The organism is Streptomyces sp. NPDC002144 (assembly GCF_053593695.1).
Window position 1 is genome coordinate 169,468 of record NZ_JBSFDB010000019.1, and the last position, 18,495, is coordinate 187,962.

General features: G+C 72.5%; 15 protein-coding genes and 1 tRNA gene. 10 read left to right on the top strand and 6 right to left on the bottom strand.

From position 1 onward, the window contains the following. Window positions 1–39 precede the first annotated feature (39 nt). Entirely contained in the window at window positions 40–3,906 is a 3,867-nt protein-coding gene (locus ACWCQ1_RS27540) for a Pls/PosA family non-ribosomal peptide synthetase (protein WP_451027601.1), read from the bottom strand. 347 nt (window positions 3,907–4,253) lie between these two features. After that, window positions 4,254–4,341, bottom strand: a tRNA-Leu gene (locus ACWCQ1_RS27545). Window positions 4,342–4,540: 199 nt separating this feature from the next. Between ACWCQ1_RS27545 and ACWCQ1_RS27550 the strand changes: the two genes are divergently transcribed. The 3 genes from ACWCQ1_RS27550 to ACWCQ1_RS27560 all read left to right on the top strand — a co-directional run bounded on the left by ACWCQ1_RS27550 (window position 4,541) and on the right by ACWCQ1_RS27560 (window position 7,295). Further along, entirely contained in the window at window positions 4,541–5,866 is a 1,326-nt protein-coding gene (locus ACWCQ1_RS27550; protein ID WP_358601996.1) for a M20/M25/M40 family metallo-hydrolase, read from the top strand. A 136-nt stretch (window positions 5,867–6,002) separates the two neighbouring features. Continuing rightward, complete coding sequence (gene chpH, locus ACWCQ1_RS27555) at window positions 6,003–6,236, top strand: chaplin ChpH (RefSeq protein WP_133047168.1); 234 nt, start codon at window positions 6,003–6,005, stop codon at window positions 6,234–6,236. A gap of 156 nt (window positions 6,237–6,392) precedes the next feature. Continuing rightward, window positions 6,393–7,295, top strand: coding sequence for a chaplin (locus ACWCQ1_RS27560; RefSeq protein ID WP_451027602.1), 903 nt, complete (start codon window positions 6,393–6,395; stop codon window positions 7,293–7,295). Between the two features lie 80 nt (window positions 7,296–7,375). Here ACWCQ1_RS27560 and ACWCQ1_RS27565 read toward each other — a convergent pair whose 3' ends face one another. Then, on the bottom strand, window positions 7,376–7,564 hold the full coding sequence (locus tag ACWCQ1_RS27565; protein WP_046732800.1) for a DUF5703 family protein: 189 nt from the start codon (window positions 7,562–7,564) through the stop codon (window positions 7,376–7,378). Between the two features lie 47 nt (window positions 7,565–7,611). Here ACWCQ1_RS27565 and ACWCQ1_RS27570 point away from each other — a divergent pair, with 47 nt between their 5' ends. Next, entirely contained in the window at window positions 7,612–8,301 is a 690-nt protein-coding gene (locus ACWCQ1_RS27570) for a hypothetical protein (protein WP_133047166.1), read from the top strand. Window positions 8,302–8,393: 92 nt separating this feature from the next. On the opposite strand, the gene ACWCQ1_RS27575 is transcribed toward ACWCQ1_RS27570, so the two are convergent. Both ACWCQ1_RS27575 and ACWCQ1_RS27580 read right to left on the bottom strand, forming a co-directional pair. Further along, window positions 8,394–10,643: a helix-hairpin-helix domain-containing protein gene (locus ACWCQ1_RS27575; RefSeq protein ID WP_358602003.1), complete on the bottom strand. Its 2,250-nt coding sequence runs from the start codon at window positions 10,641–10,643 to the stop codon at window positions 8,394–8,396. Then, window positions 10,640–11,626, bottom strand: a complete 987-nt coding sequence (locus ACWCQ1_RS27580) for an aldo/keto reductase (protein WP_451027603.1) — start codon at window positions 11,624–11,626, stop codon at window positions 10,640–10,642. Before ACWCQ1_RS27580 ends, ACWCQ1_RS27575 begins: the two co-directional genes overlap by 4 nt. A gap of 173 nt (window positions 11,627–11,799) precedes the next feature. Between ACWCQ1_RS27580 and ACWCQ1_RS27585 the strand changes: the two genes are divergently transcribed. Both ACWCQ1_RS27585 and ACWCQ1_RS27590 read left to right on the top strand, forming a co-directional pair. Then, a complete protein-coding gene (locus ACWCQ1_RS27585) occupies window positions 11,800–12,855 on the top strand; it encodes an LLM class F420-dependent oxidoreductase (RefSeq protein ID WP_133047163.1) in 1,056 nt (351 codons plus the stop codon). Between the two features lie 175 nt (window positions 12,856–13,030). Then, window positions 13,031–13,816 (top strand): ferritin-like domain-containing protein, encoded by a 786-nt coding sequence (locus tag ACWCQ1_RS27590; protein ID WP_451027604.1) that lies wholly within the window; start codon window positions 13,031–13,033, stop codon window positions 13,814–13,816. A 1-nt stretch (window position 13,817) separates the two neighbouring features. Here ACWCQ1_RS27590 and corA read toward each other — a convergent pair whose 3' ends face one another. Further along, window positions 13,818–14,813: a magnesium/cobalt transporter CorA gene (gene corA / locus ACWCQ1_RS27595; protein WP_133047161.1), complete on the bottom strand. Its 996-nt coding sequence runs from the start codon at window positions 14,811–14,813 to the stop codon at window positions 13,818–13,820. 62 nt (window positions 14,814–14,875) lie between these two features. On the opposite strand from corA, the gene ACWCQ1_RS27600 reads away from it, so the two are divergent. The 4 genes from ACWCQ1_RS27600 to mshC all read left to right on the top strand — a co-directional run bounded on the left by ACWCQ1_RS27600 (window position 14,876) and on the right by mshC (window position 18,355). Continuing rightward, window positions 14,876–15,562, top strand: coding sequence for a histidine phosphatase family protein (locus ACWCQ1_RS27600; RefSeq protein WP_358602010.1), 687 nt, complete (start codon window positions 14,876–14,878; stop codon window positions 15,560–15,562). Window positions 15,563–15,647: 85 nt separating this feature from the next. Beyond that, entirely contained in the window at window positions 15,648–16,238 is a 591-nt protein-coding gene (locus ACWCQ1_RS27605; protein ID WP_133047159.1) for a DUF3090 domain-containing protein, read from the top strand. After that, the gene (locus tag ACWCQ1_RS27610) at window positions 16,202–17,032 is read left to right on the top strand and encodes an SCO1664 family protein (RefSeq protein WP_207929922.1); all 831 of its coding nucleotides are present in this window, start codon (window positions 16,202–16,204) and stop codon (window positions 17,030–17,032) included. Before ACWCQ1_RS27605 ends, ACWCQ1_RS27610 begins: the two co-directional genes overlap by 37 nt. A 93-nt stretch (window positions 17,033–17,125) precedes the next feature. Beyond that, on the top strand, window positions 17,126–18,355 hold the full coding sequence (gene mshC, locus ACWCQ1_RS27615) for a cysteine--1-D-myo-inosityl 2-amino-2-deoxy-alpha-D-glucopyranoside ligase (protein WP_133047157.1): 1,230 nt from the start codon (window positions 17,126–17,128) through the stop codon (window positions 18,353–18,355). Window positions 18,356–18,495: the final 140 nt, after the last annotated feature.

Here is an 18,495-nt window from a genome sequence, read left to right on the forward strand (position 1 = left end):
CCGCCGGTGCCCCGCTCACCGGTTCCGAGTGGCCCGCGTTCAGGGACGCCATGCCTCGATCGGGTTGCCGAGCCAGCGGGTGTCGTCGGGGACGGACTCCGCGGCCATGACGAGCGACGCGGGACCCAGGGTGGTGCGGGCCCCGATCGTGCTGCCGGGCAGCACGATCCCGCCAGGGCCCAGCGTGGCGCCCTCACGGAGAACAACAGTATCCGTCCGCAAGATCCGGTCGTGGAAGAGGTGGGTCTGCAGGACGCAGCCCCGGTTCACGGTCGCCGCGTCCTCGAGGGTCACCAGGTCGGTCTCCGGCAGCCAGTAGCTCTCGACCCAGACGCCCTTGCCGATCCGGGCGCCGAGCCCGCGCAGCCACGCGGTCATCACCGGCGTACCCGGCACGGAACCGGCCAGCCAGGGCACCGCCACGACCTCGACGAAGGTGTCGGCGAGCTCGTTGCGCCACACGTAACCGCTCCACAGCGGGTGCTCCCCGGTGTGGTGCCGGCCCACGAGCAGCCACTTCGCGACGATCGACACCAGCGCGGCCACCGCACCGGCCCCGAGCAGCACGGCACCCGACAGCAGCGCGGCCCACGGCCCGAGCAGGCACAGCAGGGCCGCCGTGCCGCCCGCGATCGCGGCCGAGCAGAACACCGGCACGATCCGGCACAGCTCCACCAGACCGCGCGCCCACAGCAGCCGGGCCGGCGGGTCGTACGTCCGGCTCTGGTCGCCGCTCTCGGCGTTCCGCGGCAGCTTCACCGGCGGCAGGCCCAGGTAGGAGCTGCCCTTCTTCGCCTTCTTCGGGGTGGCGGACAGCACGCCCACCAGCCCGCCGTCCGGCACGCTGCGCCCCGGCGCGGTCATCCCGGAGTTCCCCAGGAACGCCCGACGCCCGATCTCCGCGCGCCCGATCCGCATCCAGCCGCCGCCGAGCTCGTACGGCGCGGTCAACGTGTCGTCGGCCAGGAACGCGCCCTCGCCGACCGTCGTCAGGCTCGGCAGCGCCAGCACGGTGGACACCTCCGCGCCCCGCCCGATCCGCATCCCGAGCAGCCGCAGCCACACCGGTGTGACCAGCCCGGCGTACAGCGGGAACAGCGTCTCGCGCGAGCGGTCCATCAGCTGCGTGACCGTCCAGGCCTGCCAGCCGGTCCGGCTGTGCGTCGGATACGTCCCCTCCCCCAGGCCCAGGCTCAGCAGCCGCACGCCGACGAGGATCAGCAGCGCGTACGCCGCTCCGAACGCCAGCGTCGCCGGGACGAGGGCGAGCGCGGCACCGCGCACGGGCGCGGCCGGATCGATGAGGGCGTACGCCACGAGGAAGGCGGCCCCGCCCGCGATCAGCGGCAGCGCGGAGAGCACGAGGCCCGTCAGGCCGTACATCACCCGCCAGTACGTGCCGCGTTGCGGACGCTCCTTGGGCCAGTTCCGCTTGGCCTTGCCCAGCTTGACCGCGGGCGCGCCCGCCCAGCGCTGGCCGGTCGGGATCTGCCCGTTCACCGCGGAACCGGGGGCCACCTCGGCGCGCTTGCCGACGCGGGCGCCCGGGAAGAGCATGCTGCGGGTGCCGACGGTGGCGTGCGCGCCGACCTTGACCTGCCCGATCTCCAGCCGGTCGCCGTCCAGCCACCAGCCGGAGAGGTCCACCTCGGACTCCACGGCGGCGCCCCGGCCCAGCTTGAGCATGCCGGTGACGGGCGGCAGCGAGTGCAGGTCGACGTCCTGGCCGATCTTGGCGCCCAGCGCGCGGGCGTACCGCTCCAGCCAGGAACCGGTCAGCGTGGTCGCCCCGCTGAACTCGGCCAGCCGCTCGGCGGTCCACAGCCGCAGATGGACGCCGCCACCGCGCGCGTACCGGCCGGGCTCGACGCCCCGCAGCAGCAGCCGGGCGCCGCCCGCGGCGATCGCGAGCCGTCCGGGCGGACTGAACAGCGCGATGCCGCCGAGGGCGAGCAGCCACCAGGGTGCCGTCGGCAGCCAGGACCAGGCGGGCAGCAGATTGCCGAGCGCGGCCAGCACGATCGTCCAGCGCAGACCGAGCAGCGTGAACAGCGGGACCAGGAGCAGCAGCTGGACGACCTTGGCGCGGACCGGCACCGGGGCGATCGTGCGCCGGGCGCCGTCGTCCTGCGCCGATGCCTCCAGATGGCGGGCCAGCTTGCGCAGTGTGGGCTGCTGGTAGATGTCGAGGACGGCCGCGCTCGGGTAACGGGTGCGCAGCCTCGTCGTCAGCTGGGCGGCGGCCAGGCTGCTGCCGCCGATCGCGAAGAAGTCGTCGCGGGCGCTTGAGACCGGAATGCCGAGGACCTCCGCCCACTGCTCGGCCAGCCACGCCTCGGTGCCGTAGAGCTGCTCGGCCGGACCACCGGTCTCCAGACCCTCCAGCGGCCAGGGCAGCGCGTTGCGGTCGACCTTGCCGGACGTGCGGGTCGGCAGGTCCTCGACGGGGGCGATCAACGGCACGAGCGCGGCGGGCAGCTCGGCGCGCAGCTTCTCCACCGCGGCCGCGTGGTCCCAGCCGTCCTGGGTGACGACATAGCCGACCAGGAGCTGGTTGCCGCTGCGGGCGGTGCGCACGGCGGCGGCCGCTCCGGCCACCCCGGGCAGCGCCTGCAGCGCGGCGTCCACCTCGCCGAGCTCGATCCGCCGGCCGCCGAGCTTGATCTGCTCGTCGGCACGGCCGAGGAAGACCAGCCCCTCCGGCTCGGCCTTCACGAGGTCACCGCTGCGGTACGCCCGCTCCCAGCCCAGTGATTCGAGGGGCGCGTACTTCTCCGCGTCCTTCTCGGCGTCCAGGTACCGGGCGAGACCGACCCCGCCGATCACCAGCTGACCGCTCTCGCCCATCGGAACGGGCTCCCCGGCCTCGTCGACGACGGCCAGCTCGTAGCCGTCCAGCGGCAGGCCGATGCGGATCGGCTCCTCGCCGCTCATCAGCGAGGCGCAGGCCACGACGGTCGCCTCGGTCGGCCCGTAGGTGTTCCAGACCTCGCGCCCCTCCGTGACCAGCCGCTGCACCAGCTCGGGCGGGCAGGCCTCGCCGCCGAAGATCAGCAGACGAACGTCGTTGAGGGTCTCCGGCTCCCAGAGCGCGGCGAGCGTCGGCACGGTGGAGACCACGGTGATCTCCTGCTCGACCAGCCACGGGCCCAGGTCGGCGCCGCTGCGGACCTGCGAGCGCGGGACCGGCACCAGACAGGCGCCGTAGCGCCAGGCCAGCCACATCTCCTCGCAGGACGCGTCGAAGGCGACCGACAGGCCCGCCATGACCCGGTCACCGGGACCGATCGGGTCTTCGGCGAGGAACAGCGCGGCCTCGGCGTCCACGAACGCGGCGGCGCTGCGGTGACTGACGGCGACGCCCTTGGGTTTGCCGGTCGAGCCGGAGGTGAAGATGATCCACGCGTCGTGCCCGCCGCCCGGGCGGGCGGCGGGCACGTCACCGCGCCCGTTGACGGTCAGCTCGTGCGCGGCCCCGACGACGGCCCGCACCTCGGCCTCCCCGAACACCAACTCGGCCCGCTCGTCGGGATCCTCGGCGTCCACGGGGACGTAGGCGGCTCCCGCGGCCAGGACCGCGAGGATCGCCACGTACAGATCGTTGGTGCCGGACGGCACGCGGACGCCCACGCGGTCACCGAGTCCGACACCGGCCGCGCCGAGCTCGCGCCGCAGCCGCTCCACCTCGCCGGCCAGTTCCCGGTAGGTGAGCTGGACGGAGCCGTCGTCCAGGGCGAGTTCGTCCGGGTACGAGCGCACGGACGCGTCGAAGATGTCGACAAGCGTGCGGGGGGAGGCCGCCTGACCTCCCGAAAAACGTGCGGTGTCGCCGAACTGCTGGTGGATCTCAGCGCTGAGCTCTTCGTCGAGCAGGCCGAGAGCACTGCTCTCGTGTATGGCTGCCATCGGGTCCTCGCGTCTCGATCCCGGAAGCCTCCGGGGCGCTGGCGGGCCCGCAGGTCTGCCTGGGGTTGTCCTCCTCCAGCTCCGTAACAAACCGGAAATCTTAGTACGACGCTAGGTTCATGCCATCTGATCAGCCACCCGGAGGGGCCGTTCGGGGCATCGTCGAAGCCCTGGAGACCCCCTCTGACCTGGTGATCTTCAGGGCGGAGAGAGATGTCCCACACCCTGGGTGAGGAGAGGCTCACGGGGCGCATGTGGCACCCGACGCGACAGGGGACATGCACGGCACCCGGCCAAAACACGAACGGTGCCGACCGAATATCGGCCAGCACCGGAGTGTCCGCTGATGGTGTCCGAGGGGGGACTTGAACCCCCACGCCCGATAAAGGGCACTAGCACCTCAAGCTAGCGCGTCTGCCATTCCGCCACCCGGACAAGGTGTCTGTCGCACGGGGTTTCCCCCGCCGCGACGAAGGAAACATTACCAGGCTCCCGAGGGTGCCCCGATCACCCCCCGTCGCGCCCCCGCCCCGGCGTGAACGGCGTGTGACGGGCCGGGCCCGGCCTTGGGGCGCGGCCGGGGTCGGAGGGAGGATGAGGGGAACCACCAGCAGTGACAGCGGGAGGAAGCAGCGTGAGCGACACGGACACGACCAGGACCGTCACCGGCGAGGACGAGGTCGTGGACCTCTGCCGCGAGCTGATCCGGATCGACACCAGCAACTACGGCGACCACTCGGGGCCCGGCGAGCGCAAGGCCGCCGAGTGGACCGCCGAGAAGCTCGCCGAGGTCGGCCTGGAACCGCGGATCTTCGAATCGCACCCGGGCCGCGCCTCGACCGTGGCCCGCATCGAGGGCGAGGACCCGTCCCGGCCCGCGCTGCTGATCCACGGCCACCTGGACGTCGTACCGGCCAACGCCGACGACTGGACCCACCACCCCTTCTCCGGCGAGGTCACCGACGGGTGCGTGTGGGGGCGCGGGGCCGTCGACATGAAGGACATGGACGCCATGACCCTCGCCGTCGTGCGCGACCGGCTCAGGAGCGGCCGCAGGCCCCCACGGGACATCGTGCTGGCGTTCCTCGCCGACGAGGAGGCCGGCGGCACGTACGGCGCCCGGTACCTCGTCGACAACCACCCGGACCTCTTCGAGGGCGTCACCGAGGCGATCAGCGAGGTCGGCGGGTTCTCGTTCACGGTGAGCGAGCAGCGGCGGCTCTATCTGATCCAGACGGCCGAGAAGGGCATGCACTGGATGAAGCTGACGGTGGCCGGGACGGCGGGCCACGGCTCGATGATCCACCGCGACAACGCGATCACGGAGCTCTCGGAGGCCGTCGCGCGCCTCGGCCGGCACACCTTCCCGGTCCGGGTCACCAAGACCACCCGCGCCTTCCTCGACGAACTCGGCGACGCGCTCGGCACCGAGCTGGACCCCGAGGACATGGAGTCGACGCTGGCCCGGCTCGGCGGCATCGCCAAGCTCATCGGGGCGACTCTCGGCAACACCGCCAACCCCACCCAGCTGGGCGCCGGTTACAAGGTCAACGTCATCCCGGGCGAGGCCACCGCGCACGTCGACGGGCGCTTCCTGCCGGGGCACGAGGAGGAGTTCCTCGCCGACCTGGACCGGATCCTCGGCCCCAAGGTGCGCCGTGAGGACGTGCACTCCGACAAGGCCCTGGAGACCTCCTTCGACGGCGCCCTGGTCGAGGCCATGCAGTCCTCGCTGCTGGCCGAGGACCCGACCGCCAAGGCGATCCCGTACATGCTCTCCGGCGGCACGGACGCCAAGTCCTTCGACGACCTCGGCATCCGCGGCTTCGGCTTCGCGCCGCTCAAGCTGCCCCCGGAGCTGGACTTCGCCGGCATGTTCCACGGCGTCGACGAGCGGGTCCCGGTGGACGGCCTGAAGTTCGGCGTGCGCGTTCTCGACCGTTTCATCGACGCGTCGTGACTTCGGTAATCGCCAGCCTGTACGGAACTGACTGAGAAGAGTGAATGCGCTCATAAGCTCGTAGCTCCATTACTCCCTCCTCGTTACAGGTGATGCGATCCGCTACTTGGGATCGCATTGCCAACAAGGAGGAATAATGATCAAGAAGGTCGTCGCTGCTGCGGCTGCCACTGGTGGTCTGGTTCTCGCGGGTGCGGGCCTGGCCGTCGCCGACGCCGGCGCTCAGGGTGCCGCGGTGCACTCCCCGGGTGTCGCGTCCGGCAACGTCGTTCAGGTTCCGGTGCACATCCCGGTGAACGTCTGCGGCAACACGGTCTCCGTGATCGGGCTGCTGAACCCCGCCTTCGGCAACACCTGCGTCAACCACTGACGTCGGCCCCCAAGGGGTCGTTTGTTCACGCCGTCGGCTCCGGAGTGCGTGCCATGCGCCCCGGGGCCGACCGGCCTTTTCGCGTGATCGAGATCCGCGAGAACCAGGTCAGGATCGAAAACCAGGTCAGGATCGAAGGCAGGGGGCAATTCAGCAATGCGACAGGTCACCCGCAAGGGCCTGATGACCGTGGCGGCCGCGACCGGCGTCCTCGCCGCCGCGGGCGGTTACGCCCATGCCGACTCGGGGGCGAGCGGCTCGAGCGCGGACTCGCCCGGCGTGCTGTCGGGCAACACGGTGCAGGCGCCGGTGCACGCGCCGGTCAATGTGTGCGGCAACACGGTCAACGTCGTCGGGGTACTCAACCCGGCGGTGGGCAACACGTGCGTCAACCACGGCGGAGGCAGCGGCGCGCCGTCCGGCGATCACGGCGGATACGGCAGCCACGGCGGATACGGCGGTTCGGGGAGCTACGGCGACCACGACGGTCACGGCGGATACGGCGGTCCCGGGGGCCACGGTGGCGGTACGGGCTCGCACGCCGGCGGGCACACCGGCGGCTCTCCCGGCATCGGCTCGGGCAACCACGTCCAGGCGCCGATCGACGTGCCGGTGAACGTGTGCGGCAACACGGTCGACGTCGTCGGCGTCGGCAACTCCGCGACCGGCGACGACTGCGCCAACGGCGGCTTCCACGGCGGCGGTCACGGCACGCCTCCCGGGGGCGGCCACGAGACGCCGCCCGGTACGCCTGGCGGTCCCGGCACTCCGGGTCACCCCGGCGGCCCCGGCACTCCGGGTCACCCCGGCGGTCCGACGCAGCCCGCGCACCCCGGTGCCCCGGGCACGCCGTCCGCGCCGGGCGGCACGGGTCCCGGCGGCTTCTCGCACGTCAATCACCCGGGCACCCAGGGCGCCGGGTCGGTCAGCAGCCCCCTGGGCGGCGCACAGCTCGCCCACACCGGCAGTGACCTGCCGCTGGGCGTCGTGCTCCCGGTGGGCGCGGGCGCGCTGCTCGGCGGCGCGGTCCTCTACCGCAAGGCCCGCGCGAGGGCGTAGCTCCGCGTGAACGCGTCACGGAGCGGGCCCCGCCTCGGTGGGGCCCGCTCCGTGTCCGCCGTCTCCGTCGCCGTCTCAGCTCACCACGTGGCTCGTACCTGGCGGATGATCCGCCGGCGCAGCCGCACCCTGCGGCTGCCGTCGCGCATCAGGCTGAGGCGGTCCAACTCCCAGTGTCCGTACTCGGCATGGTCCGTCAGCAGGCGTGTGGCTTCCTTGCGGGAGACCCCGCGAGGTACGTACACGTCGACAAATTCGTATTCCGGCATCGCATCTATTGTGCGGGCTGGGGCCCGGTACGGATAGCGTCTGCACTATGTCTGATGCTGCGCAGCCCACCGCTGCCGAGGTACGCGCCGCCGCCGAGGCGGTCAAGACCGCGCTCGACCGTCACCTGGCGGCGGTCGAACGCAGGTCGGGTGAGGACGACCCGGCCGTCTACGAGGCGTTCAACCAGCTGGCGGCGGCCGCCGAGGCGTACGACGAGCTGCTCTACGACCGTTACGACGAGGTGACCCCCTTCGAGATCCCCGGCGGAGAGGACTCCCTGCCGCCGTACACGGGGCCGGAGGAGCCGAACGCACTGAGCGTGCTGATCCGTCGCGACTACACCGTGGTGGAGCCGCAGCGGCTGCTGGCCCAGGCGCAACGGGTGGAGGCGGCGGACGAGGACAGTACGCAGGTCTCCGGCACGGTGCCGGGGGCGCTGGGGGTGCTCTTCGGTGAGTTCGAGCCGGACGAGATCGCCTCGCGGCACAAGGAGTTCGGGCTGGAGGAGGGCGACTCCACGCTGTGGGTGACGGCCGCGGAGGATCCCGCCGAGGCGGGGGAGTGGCTGGAGGCGCCGTTCGAGGGGGCCGATCCGCAGAGCGTGATCTGCCGGTTCGACGTCAGCGCGGTGTTCGACGACGAAATCGACGACGATCTCGAGGAGGACCTGGAGAGCGAGCTGGACGGCGAACTCGACGGGGACGAGGACCTGGAGCCGCTGGACATCGATCGCTGAGGCTCCCCGCGACGGCGGCGGTCACGGATGATGCCGTGACCGCCGCCGTCGTATGCGCGCGGGCGTCGTTCGAGCGCGGGCAGGCGGCTCGGTCAGCCGGACGTCGGCAGCTGGGTCGCCACGAGGACGGGCAGGCGGGTCGTCCGCGGTTTGGGCGGGATCTCGGAGACCGCCCTGGCCAGTGCCTGTTCCGCGCCGTGGACCACGGAGAGATGGCGGTCCGCCCGGCCGAACGCCGTGTAGACCCACGGTCGGTTCAGGGCTTGGGTCGCGTCCCCGGGAAGGACCACGACCACCGCCGGCCAGCGCGTGCCCACCGCCTGGTGCGCGGTCAGCGCCCAGCCATGGCGCACCGACTGCTCCACGCGCTCCTTCGGTACGACGACGGGAGCGCCCGCGCAGGACAGGTGCAGGCCGTCCGCGTCGGCCTTGACGACCCGGCCCGGCAGAGTACGTCCGGGGGTGGGGGAGTAGGCGACGCGGTCGCCGGGGTCGAAGCCGCCGAACCGGCCGGGGCCGGGGTTGAGGCGTTCCTTGAGCGCGGTGTTCAGGGCGCGGGTACCGGCCGCGCCACCGTGGCCCGGCGTGATCACCTGGGTCTGCTCGGCCGGGACGCCGATCGCGCGCGGCACCGAGTCGGCGACCAGCTGGACGGTGCGGTGCACGGCCTCGCCGGCGTCCCGCACCGGCACGATCACGACCTCCTTGCCGGGCGCCTCGACCTGGTTGAGCTCCCCGACGCCGATGCCGGAGACCAGCTCGCCGAGGGGGCCCGGGTCCGGGGTCCGTGAGGCGACCTGCGTGCAGACCCGCGCGGCCAGCAGATCCGCGAACACCCTCCCGGGCCCGGCCGACCACAGCACCGCCGGATCCCCGGACAGCACCAGCCGCGCACCGTCCGGCAGTGACTCGACGAGCAGGGCGGCGGTCTCGACGTCCAGCTGAGGTGCGTCGAGCACCACGAGGAGGTCCAGGTCGAGCGCGCCGTCGGCATCCCGGCCGGGGCCTTCGGTCCCGGAGAGGAGGCCAGCGACGGTGGCGACCGGTGCGGCCTGCGGAGAGCCGGCGCCCCCGGGGGCCGACGCGTCGGGACCTTCCGCGGCGTCGCACAACCGGACGAAGCGGTCCCGGCCGGTGGGGGTGTGGGCCGCCGCCCAGGCGCGGAGCCCGAGCGCGGTGGCCGTGCGCAGCAGCGCCGCCGGTTCGGCGAGGGACGCCTCGCCGCCGGTGTGCAGGACCAGGCCGTGGGCGGCGACCGCGCGGATCAGCTCGGCGGTGGAGCCCTTCGCCGAGGCCGCCGCGCCCTCCCACTCCTCGGCCGAACCGTCCTCCTTCGGCACGGAGTTGACCAGTCGGGCCAGACCGTCCGCGAGGCTCTCCTCGGCGAGGGCCAGGCGCTCCAGACCGACGAGGACACGGACCGGCCGTTCCTCGCCCTCACCGTCGTCCGCCGGCTCCGGCGCGTGCGGGTCCAGGGCGTCCTGGAAGACCAGCGCCTCGCCCTCCGCGACGGCGCTCTGTACGGCGGCGTCGGCGTCCGGCACGCTCCGCTGGGCCAGCGCGGCGGTCAGCGCGGGCATCTCCAGCGCCGTGTGTCCGGCGAGGGCCGCCTGTTCCAGCAGCCACCCCGTCAGCGCCCGGCCCCGCCGCTCGTCGTCCGGCCCGGCGTCCGCGCCCAGCAGCGCCCGCGCGAAACCGTCGGCCTGCTCGGGCCGTACCCCGCCGACCCGCAGGAGCAGCCAGGGATCCGCCCGCAGCCGCTCGTCCGCTGCCTCGCCGAGGGCGGCGGCGACCTGTGCCGCGAGCGCCTCGGGAGCGCCACCGGCGGCCAGCACGCCCCGTACCGCCTCGACGTTCTCCGCCGCGGGGACCGACGGCGCGGCGGCCTCCGGCGTCGGCTGCGGGCGCCGTACCGGTTCCGGCGCGGGCCTGCGCGGGGCGGGGGTGGGCTCGGTGAAGGCGGTGGCCACCGGCTTGGCGCCGCTCTCGACGGCCCGCACGGCGGCCAGCAGATCGGCGGCCTTGCCGCTCAGCTTGGCCCCGCTCTCGATGGGCCCCTTCTTCTCCGCCTTCCGCCGCTCGATCCGCTCCCGCTCGATCTCCTGAGCCGCCAACTCGGCCTCGGCCTCGGACAACTGGGTGCTGCTGCCCTCCCCAGCAGCCTCCTCGGTGGTGCCGTCGGCCGCCGCCCCGGTGTCACCCGGCTCCGCGGGGGTCCCGGGTGTGCCGTCCGCCGGGGCCCCGGGCGTGCCGTCCGCCGGTGTCTCGGGCGTGCCGTCCTTCCGTGTGCCGCCCGGTGTCCCCGGCTCGTTCTCCTCCGTGGTCTCGGGCTCCGTGCTCACAGCGTGCTCCAGTCGTGATCGGGATAGCGGTGCACGGGCGCCGACACATCGTCGAGCGCCCGGCAGATCTCGTCAGGAAGACTAAGGGCCTCCACTGACAATGCCGCCGTGAGCTGCTGCGCGTTGCGCGGACCGATGACGGGCGCGGTCACTCCCGGCCGGTCGCGGATCCAGGCGAGGGCCACCTGGAGGGGCGTCACGGCGAGCCCGTCCGCCGCCGTCTGGACGGCGTCCACGATCCGGCTCGCCGTGTCGTCGAGGTACGGCTCCACGAAGGGGGCCAGGTGCTCGGAGGCGCCGCGGGAGTCGGCGGGGGTGGCGTCGCCCCGGTACTTGCCGGTCAGCACCCCCCGGCCCAGCGGGGAGGACGGAAGCAGACCGATGCCCAGGTCCAGCGCGGCCGGCAGGACCTCGCGCTCCACGCCCCGCTGCAGCAGCGAGTACTCCATCTGCGTGCTCGCCAGCCGCGTCCGCCCGCCCGGCGCCGCCAGCTGCCACGTCGCCGCCTTGGCCAGCTGCCAGCCGCAGAAGTTGGAGACCCCGGCATAGCGGGCGCGCCCGCTGCTCACCGCCAGGTCGAGGGCCTGCAGGGTCTCGTCGAGCGGGGTGTACGGGTCGAAGGCGTGGACGTGCCACACGTCGACGTAGTCCGTGCCCAGGCGGGCCAGCGAGGCGTCGAGGGCCGAGAGCAGATGGCCGCGGGAGCCGTCGACGCGGCGGTCCGGGTCCGGCACGCTGCCCGCCTTGGTGGAGATCACCAGGTCCCGGCGCGGCACCAGCCCTTCTATCAGGCGCCCGAGCAGATACTCGGCCTCTCCGTCGCCGTACACGTCCGCCGTGTCGACGAGACTGCCGCCCGCCTCCCAGAAGGTCTTCAAGAGGTCCGCGGCGTCGTGCTCGTCGGTGTCCCTGCCCCAGGTGAGCGTGCCGAGTCCGATGCGGGACACGCGAAGGCCGGTACGGCCGAGATGCCTCTGCTCCATGAACGCCGACATTACTGGCCTGAACTGGCCGTGTGGGGGCCTGTGGACGACCAGTTTCCCAGGTCCGGCACCCCGCGTCGCCGCCACTGTGCGGGACGTGACATCCCATGCCCGCGCAAGCCACGCTACTGTCAGCTCCACAGGGACGTTACTGATCGGTAAGGGGAATCGGCATGCAGCTCGGGCTCAACCTCGGCTACTGGGGTGCCGGAATGGACGCGGACAACCTCGCGGTGGCCCAGGAGGCCGACCGCCTCGGGTACGCCGTCTGCTGGGCCGCCGAGGCCTACGGCTCCGACGCGGCCACCGTGCTCACCTGGGTCGCCGCCCACACCGAGCGCATCGACGTCGGCTCGGCCATCTTCCAGATCCCGGCCCGGCAGCCCGCGATGACCGCGATGACCGCGGCCACCCTGGACTCCCTCTCCGGCGGCCGCTTCCGCCTCGGTCTCGGCGTCTCCGGACCCCAGGTCTCCGAGGGCTGGTACGGCGTCAAGTTCGACAAGCCGCTGGCCCGCACGCGCGAGTACGTCGAGATCGTGCGCAAGGCCATGAGCCGTGAGCGGCTGACGTACGAGGGCGAGCACTGGACCCTGCCGCTGCCCGGCGGCCCGGGCAAGCCGATCAAGCTGACCGTGCACCCCGAGCGCGAGTACATCCCGCTGTACATCGCCGCGATCGGCCCCAAGAACCTCGAGCAGACCGGCGAGATCGCCGACGGCGCCCTGCTGATCTTCCCCTCCGCGCAGCACCTGGAGGAGACGACCATCAAGTACCTGCGCGCCGGGCGGGAGAAGGCCGGCAAGACCATGGACGGGTTCGACGTCCACCCGACCCTGCCGCTCGCCCTGGGCGAGGACAAGGACGTGGCCACGCTCGCCGACGCCTTCCGCCCCTACACCGCGCTGTACGTCGGCGGCATGGGCAGCGCCAAGCAGAACTTCTACAACCAGCTCGCCCAGCGCATGGGCTTCGAGGCGGCCGCCGCCGAGGTCCAGGAGAAGTACCTGGCCGGCGACAAGCAGGGTGCCGCCGCCGCGATCCCGCACGAGCTGATCGACAGGACGACGCTGCTGGGTTCCGTGGACCGCATCGCCGACCGCATGAAGGAGTACGCGGCCGCCGGGGTCACCACCCTCTCCCTCAACCCTGCCGGCTTCACCCTCGAGGAGCGCATCGCCTCGCTGCGCGCCGGCACCGAGGCCCTGGAGCGCGCCGGGCTGGCCTGAGGTCTCCACGGCCGTGGTGGGGGCTCGGGGGTCTTCCCCGCCACGGCCGTCACGGGGAACAACGCGCCGTCGCGCACGCGGTTACGCCCCGGACGTGACCCTGTCGCTCCTTCTTTTGGCGGAGTTGTCCCCCATAGCTGTTGCGATGCCCCTGTTGGGCTATTTGACTCGTTCTATGCTTTCGGCCAAGAGTCTGTTCCAGGAGATCCTCGACGACGACGCGTCCTTCGCGCTGTTCTGCTCCATCGCGGCCAGCGGGGAGTCCCAGGGCGGCTGGGAGAACGGCCGGATCGCGGCTCTCGTACCGGAGAGCGAACGCGATCTCGCCCCGAAGATCGCCCGGCACGGCGCCGACGAGGAGAAGCACGGGCGCATCTTCAACGCCCTGATGAAGAAGCGCGGGCTCGAAGCGGTCCCGGTGCCGCCCGAGACCGACTACACGATGCTCCTGGAGCGGCACGGCATCGGTCTCGCCCACGAGAAGCTCAAGGCCGACGAGGCCCTCACGGTGCACGACCTCGTCACCTACCTCGCCCACAGCCGGGTCACCGAGCAGCGCGCCTCCGAGCAGATGGAGCTGCTGCGCCGGTACTTCGCCGACCACCCCGACATCGGCCGCGCGGTCAGGATGATCTCCAGCGACGAGGACAACCATCTCGCCTACTGCCACGAGGAGTTGCTGCGCCTCGCGCACGCCGGTCACGGCCGGGCCATCCAGCGCACCCTGCGGGAGTGCGCCCTCGCCGAGATCCGCGTCTACCGGGACGTCAGCCTCGCCGTCATGGACCACATGGGCCGCCTCCTCGGCTGGCCGCGGGCCAAGTCGGCGCTGCTCGCCGCCTGCATCCACGCCGTCTACGCCTACGAGCGGTTCGCGGGCTGGCGGCGCATGGTGAGCCTGCGGATGCCCGAGCGCCCCGACGCCCTCGGCGGACCGGCCACCGCCGCCGAGTCCGCCTGAGCTACAGCCAGCCCCGCTTCTTGAACGTCCGGTACAGCAGCCACTCCAGCGCGGCCATGATCAGGATCACCGCCGGGTACGACCACACCCAGTGCAGCTCGGGCATGTGGTCGAAGTTCATGCCGTAGACGCCCGCGATCATCGTGGGGACCGCGGCCATGGCCGCCCACGCGGAGATCTTCCGCATGTCGTCGTTCTGCCGGACGCTGATCTGGGCCAGATGCGCCGACAGCACGTCCGAGACCAGCCGGTCCAGGCCCTCCACCGTCTCGTTCACACGCGCGAGATGGTCACCGACGTCACGGAAGAACGGCCGCGCCTTCTCGTTGACGAAGGGCACCGTGGCGCCGAACTGCCCGGTCCCCGCCAGCCGGTTGACCGGCAGCGCCAACGGGCCCGTCGCCCGGCGGAACTCCATCACCTGCCGCTTGAAGGTGTAGATCCGCGACGCGGTGTTGCGCGAGCCGCCGACGTCCGGGGTGAAGACCTCCGCCTCCAGCTCCTCCAGGTCGGTCTGCAGCTCGGTCCCCACCTCCAGGTAGTGGTCGACGACGGCGTCGCAGACGGCGTACAGCACCGCGGTCGGCCCCTTCCCGAGCAGCTCGGGCTCGTTCTCCAGCCGCTTGCGCACCGCCTTCAGCGGGGCACCCTCGCCGTGGCGGACGGTGACCACGAAGGAATCACCGAGGAAGACCATGACCTCACCGGTGGAGACCCGGTCGCTGTCCGGCTCGTACACGACCGGCTTGAGGACGAGGAAGAGCGAGTCGTCGTACACCTCCAGCTTGGGCCGCTGATGGGCGTTCAGGGCGTCCTCCACGGCCAGCGGATGCAGTCCGAACTCCTGGGTGACCAGGTCGAACTCGTCCTCCGACGGCTCGTGCAGGCCGATCCAGACGAACCCGCCGGCCGCGCGTGCGTCCGCCAGCGCGTCGGAGAGGTCCTCCGGGCCCTCCGTCCGCTGTCCGTGGGTGTAGATGGCGCAGTCGACGATCACGGAGCGTGTTCTCCCGTCCTCGTACGCCCGCCACGTGCGGGCGTATGCCTACCCTGGGCCGCATGCCCACGCTTCTCCTGGTCCGGCACGGACGATCCACCGCCAACACCGAGGGGGTGCTCGCCGGCTGGACGCCCGGTGTCGCCCTCGACGAGCGCGGCGCCGCGCAGGCCGCATCGCTGCCCGGCCGGCTCGCCGCCCTGCCGATCTCCGAGGTCGTCACCAGCCCGCTGCAGCGCTGCCAGGAGACGATCCGGCCGCTGCTCGAGGCCCGGCCCGGACTCACCGTCCACACCGACGAGCGGATCGGGGAGTGCCACTACGGCGACTGGTCCGGCCGCAAGCTCGCCGAGCTCAAGGACGAGCCGCTGATGGAGGTGGTGCAGGCGCACCCCAGCGCGGCCGCGTTCCCCGGCGGCGAGTCGATGCGCGCGATGCAGACCCGCGCCGCCGAGGCCGTACGCGAGTGGAACGCGCGCGTGGAGCGCGACCACGGCGCCGGCGCCGTCTATGTGATGTGCTCGCACGGCGACATCATCAAGTCGCTGGTGGCGGACGCACTCGGACTTCATCTCGACCTCTTCCAGAGGATTTCCGTAGAACCGTGTTCCATCACCGCGATCCGTTACACCCGCCTCAGGCCCTTTCTCGTGCGGCTCGGTGACACCGGGGACCTCGCGTCGCTGGCGCCGCCCGAGGAGCCCCCGGCCGACGACGCCCCGGTGGGGGGCGGTGCGGGCGCACCGTGATCGTCGCGCGCAGTAGGGTGAAGCGGTTCACGCAGTCGCGCTCATACAGACGCCCCCGTACACACCGATCCCATGGAGACAGGACGTGTCCCGTCAGGTGTTCCTCTACGACCCCCCGGACCGCTTCGTGGCGGGCACGGTCGGGCTGCCCGGACGCCGTACGTTCTTCCTCCAGGCCACCGCAGGCTCCCGGGTGACCAGCGTGGCCCTGGAGAAGACCCAGGTCGCCGCCCTCGCCGAGCGCATGGACGAACTGCTCGACGAAGTCGTACGGCGCAGTGGCGGCAACGCGGCCGTCCCGGCCGTCGCACCCACCGAGATCTCCGACACCGAACCGCTGGACACCCCCGTCGAGGAGGAGTTCCGGGTCGGCACCATGGCCCTCGCCTGGGACGGCGAGGAACAGCGCATGATCGTCGAGGCGCAGGCCCTCGTCGAACTCGACGCGGACTCCGAGGAGGACCTCGCCGAGGCCGAGGAGCGCCTGCTGCAGGACGAGGAGAACGGGCCCCCGATGCTGCGGGTCCGGCTGACCGGCGCGCAGGCCAGAGCCTTCGCCAAGCGCGCCCTGGACGTCGTCAACGCCGGGCGGCCGCCGTGCCCGCTGTGCAGCCTCCCGCTGGACCCGGAAGGACACGTATGTCCGCGCCAGAACGGATACCGCCGCGGAGCGTGACGACCGACGAGCCGCTCGCCGACCTGCTCACCCACGGCGAGCTCACGGTGCGCGGCCGGATCCGCGACGCGTCCAACGCGGCCCTGTACTGCACGGTCACCCAGGACGGCCGGGAGGCCACCTGCGTCTACAAGCCGGTGGCCGGCGAGCGGCCCCTGTGGGACTTCCCCGACGGCACCCTCGCCCAGCGCGAGGTGGCCGCCTACGAGGTCTCCGAGGCGACCGGCTGGGGCCTGGTCCCGCCCACCGTGCTGCGCGAGGGACCGTACGGCGAGGGGATGGTCCAGCTGTGGATCGAGGCGACCCCCGAGGCCGACCTGCTGGCCCTGGTGGACGCCGAGGAGCCCGAACCGGGCTGGAAGGCCATCGGCCTCGCCGAGGTCGGTGACGGGAAGACCGCCCTCCTGGTGCACGCAGACGACGAGCGGCTGCGCCGGCTCGCGGTGCTCGACGCGGTGATCAACAACGCCGACCGCAAGGGCGGCCATCTGCTGCCCACCGAGGACGGCCGCCTCTACGGCATCGACCACGGAGTGACATTCAACACCGAGAACAAGCTCAGGACGCTGCTGTGGGGGTGGGCGGGCGAGCCCCTGACCCCGGAGGCGATCGACGCCCTCAAGGGCCTCCAGGAGGCCCTGACCGCCCAAGGTGCGCTGGCCGGGCGGCTGTCCGCCCTGATCACCGCCGCCGAACTCGACGCCACGCGCGCGCGTGTCGCCGTGCTCCTGGAGACCGGCACGCACCCGGAGCCCTCCGGCGAGTGGCCGGCCATTCCCTGGCCGCCCGTGTAGGAGCAGACTGTCCGGTAAGGCGCAAGACCGCCTTACCGGCCATCCGGCCCGTCCGGTTCGTATACGGAACATCCGTCCGGTTAGGCTCATGACATGCATGCCTGGCCCGCTTCCGAGGTCCCCGCCCTGCCTGGTCAGGGCCGCGACCTGAGGATCCACGACACCGCGACCGGCGGTCTGGTCACCCTCCAGCCCGGTCCCGTCGCCCGCATCTACGTCTGCGGCATCACCCCGTACGACGCGACCCACATGGGTCACGCGGCGACCTACAACGCGTTCGACCTCGTGCAGCGCGTGTGGCTCGACACCAAGCGGCAGGTTCACTACGTCCAGAACGTCACCGACATCGACGACCCGCTGCTGGAGCGCGCGCAGCGGGACAGCGTCGACTGGGTCGCCCTCGCCGAGAAGGAGACGACGCTCTTCCGCGAGGACATGACCGCCCTGCGGATGCTGCCGCCGCGGCACTACATCGGCGCCGTCGAGGCCATACCCGGCATCGTCCCGCTGGTGGAGCGGCTGCGCGACGCCGGTGCCGCCTACGAACTCGAGGGCGACATCTACTTCTCCGTCGGGTCCGACCCCCACTTCGGCAAGGTCTCGAACCTCGACGCGGCCGCCATGCGGCTGCTGTCCGCCGAGCGCGGCGGCGACCCGGACCGCCCGGGCAAGAAGAACCCGCTGGACCCGATGCTGTGGCTGGCCGCCCGCGAGGGCGAACCCAGCTGGGACGGCGCCTCCCTCGGCCCCGGCCGCCCCGGCTGGCACATTGAGTGCGTCGCCATCGCCCTCGACCACCTCGGGATGGGCTTCGACGTCCAGGGCGGCGGCTCCGACCTCGCCTTCCCGCACCACGAGATGGGCGCGTCCCACGCCCAGGTGCTCACCGGCGAGTTCCCCATGGCCAAGGCGTACGTCCACGCCGGCATGGTCGCCCTGGACGGCGAGAAGATGTCCAAGTCCAAGGGCAACCTGGTCTTCGTCTCCCGGCTGCGCCGGGACGGTGTCGACCCGGCCGCCATACGGCTCGCGCTGCTCGCCCACCACTACCGGGCCGACTGGGAGTGGACCGACCAGGTCCTCGAGGACGCCGTGCGCCGGCTCGGCCGGTGGCGCGCCGCCGTCTCCCGCCCCGACGGGCCGCCCGCCGAGGCCCTCGTCGAGGAGATCCGCGAGGCCCTCGCGAACGACCTGGACGCCCCCGCCGCGCTCGCCGCGGTCGACCGCTGGGCCGCGCGGCAGGACGCCGAGGGCGGTACGGACACCGGGGCCCCCGGTGTCGTCTCGCGCGCCGTGGACGCCCTGCTGGGTGTGGCCCTGTAGCCACGCCCGGCACGGGAGAGGGGCGCTTCCCCCGCGGGGGGAGCGCCCCCCGCGGGGGGGGGGGGGCGGGGGAGATCGCCGGGGTCCGGGCGGGGCGCAGGAGGTTGGGGGGGACCGCAGAAGGGGGGCAGCAGCGCGTA

Coding starts and splice junctions, on each gene's coding strand:
- ACWCQ1_RS27580 (WP_451027603.1), bottom strand. CDS start 11,626: ATGGAGCAGAGGCATCTCGGCCGTACCGGCCTTCGCGTGTCCCGCATC.
- ACWCQ1_RS27570 (WP_133047166.1), top strand. CDS start 7,612: ATGTCTGATGCTGCGCAGCCCACCGCTGCCGAGGTACGCGCCGCCGCC.
- ACWCQ1_RS27560 (WP_451027602.1), top strand. CDS start 6,393: ATGCGACAGGTCACCCGCAAGGGCCTGATGACCGTGGCGGCCGCGACC.
- ACWCQ1_RS27590 (WP_451027604.1), top strand. CDS start 13,031: ATGCTTTCGGCCAAGAGTCTGTTCCAGGAGATCCTCGACGACGACGCG.
- ACWCQ1_RS27585 (WP_133047163.1), top strand. CDS start 11,800: ATGCAGCTCGGGCTCAACCTCGGCTACTGGGGTGCCGGAATGGACGCG.
- ACWCQ1_RS27610 (WP_207929922.1), top strand. CDS start 16,202: ATGTCCGCGCCAGAACGGATACCGCCGCGGAGCGTGACGACCGACGAG.
- ACWCQ1_RS27600 (WP_358602010.1), top strand. CDS start 14,876: ATGCCCACGCTTCTCCTGGTCCGGCACGGACGATCCACCGCCAACACC.
- ACWCQ1_RS27565 (WP_046732800.1), bottom strand. CDS start 7,564: ATGCCGGAATACGAATTTGTCGACGTGTACGTACCTCGCGGGGTCTCC.
- mshC (WP_133047157.1), top strand. CDS start 17,126: ATGCATGCCTGGCCCGCTTCCGAGGTCCCCGCCCTGCCTGGTCAGGGC.
- chpH (WP_133047168.1), top strand. CDS start 6,003: ATGATCAAGAAGGTCGTCGCTGCTGCGGCTGCCACTGGTGGTCTGGTT.
- ACWCQ1_RS27540 (WP_451027601.1), bottom strand. CDS start 3,906: ATGGCAGCCATACACGAGAGCAGTGCTCTCGGCCTGCTCGACGAAGAG.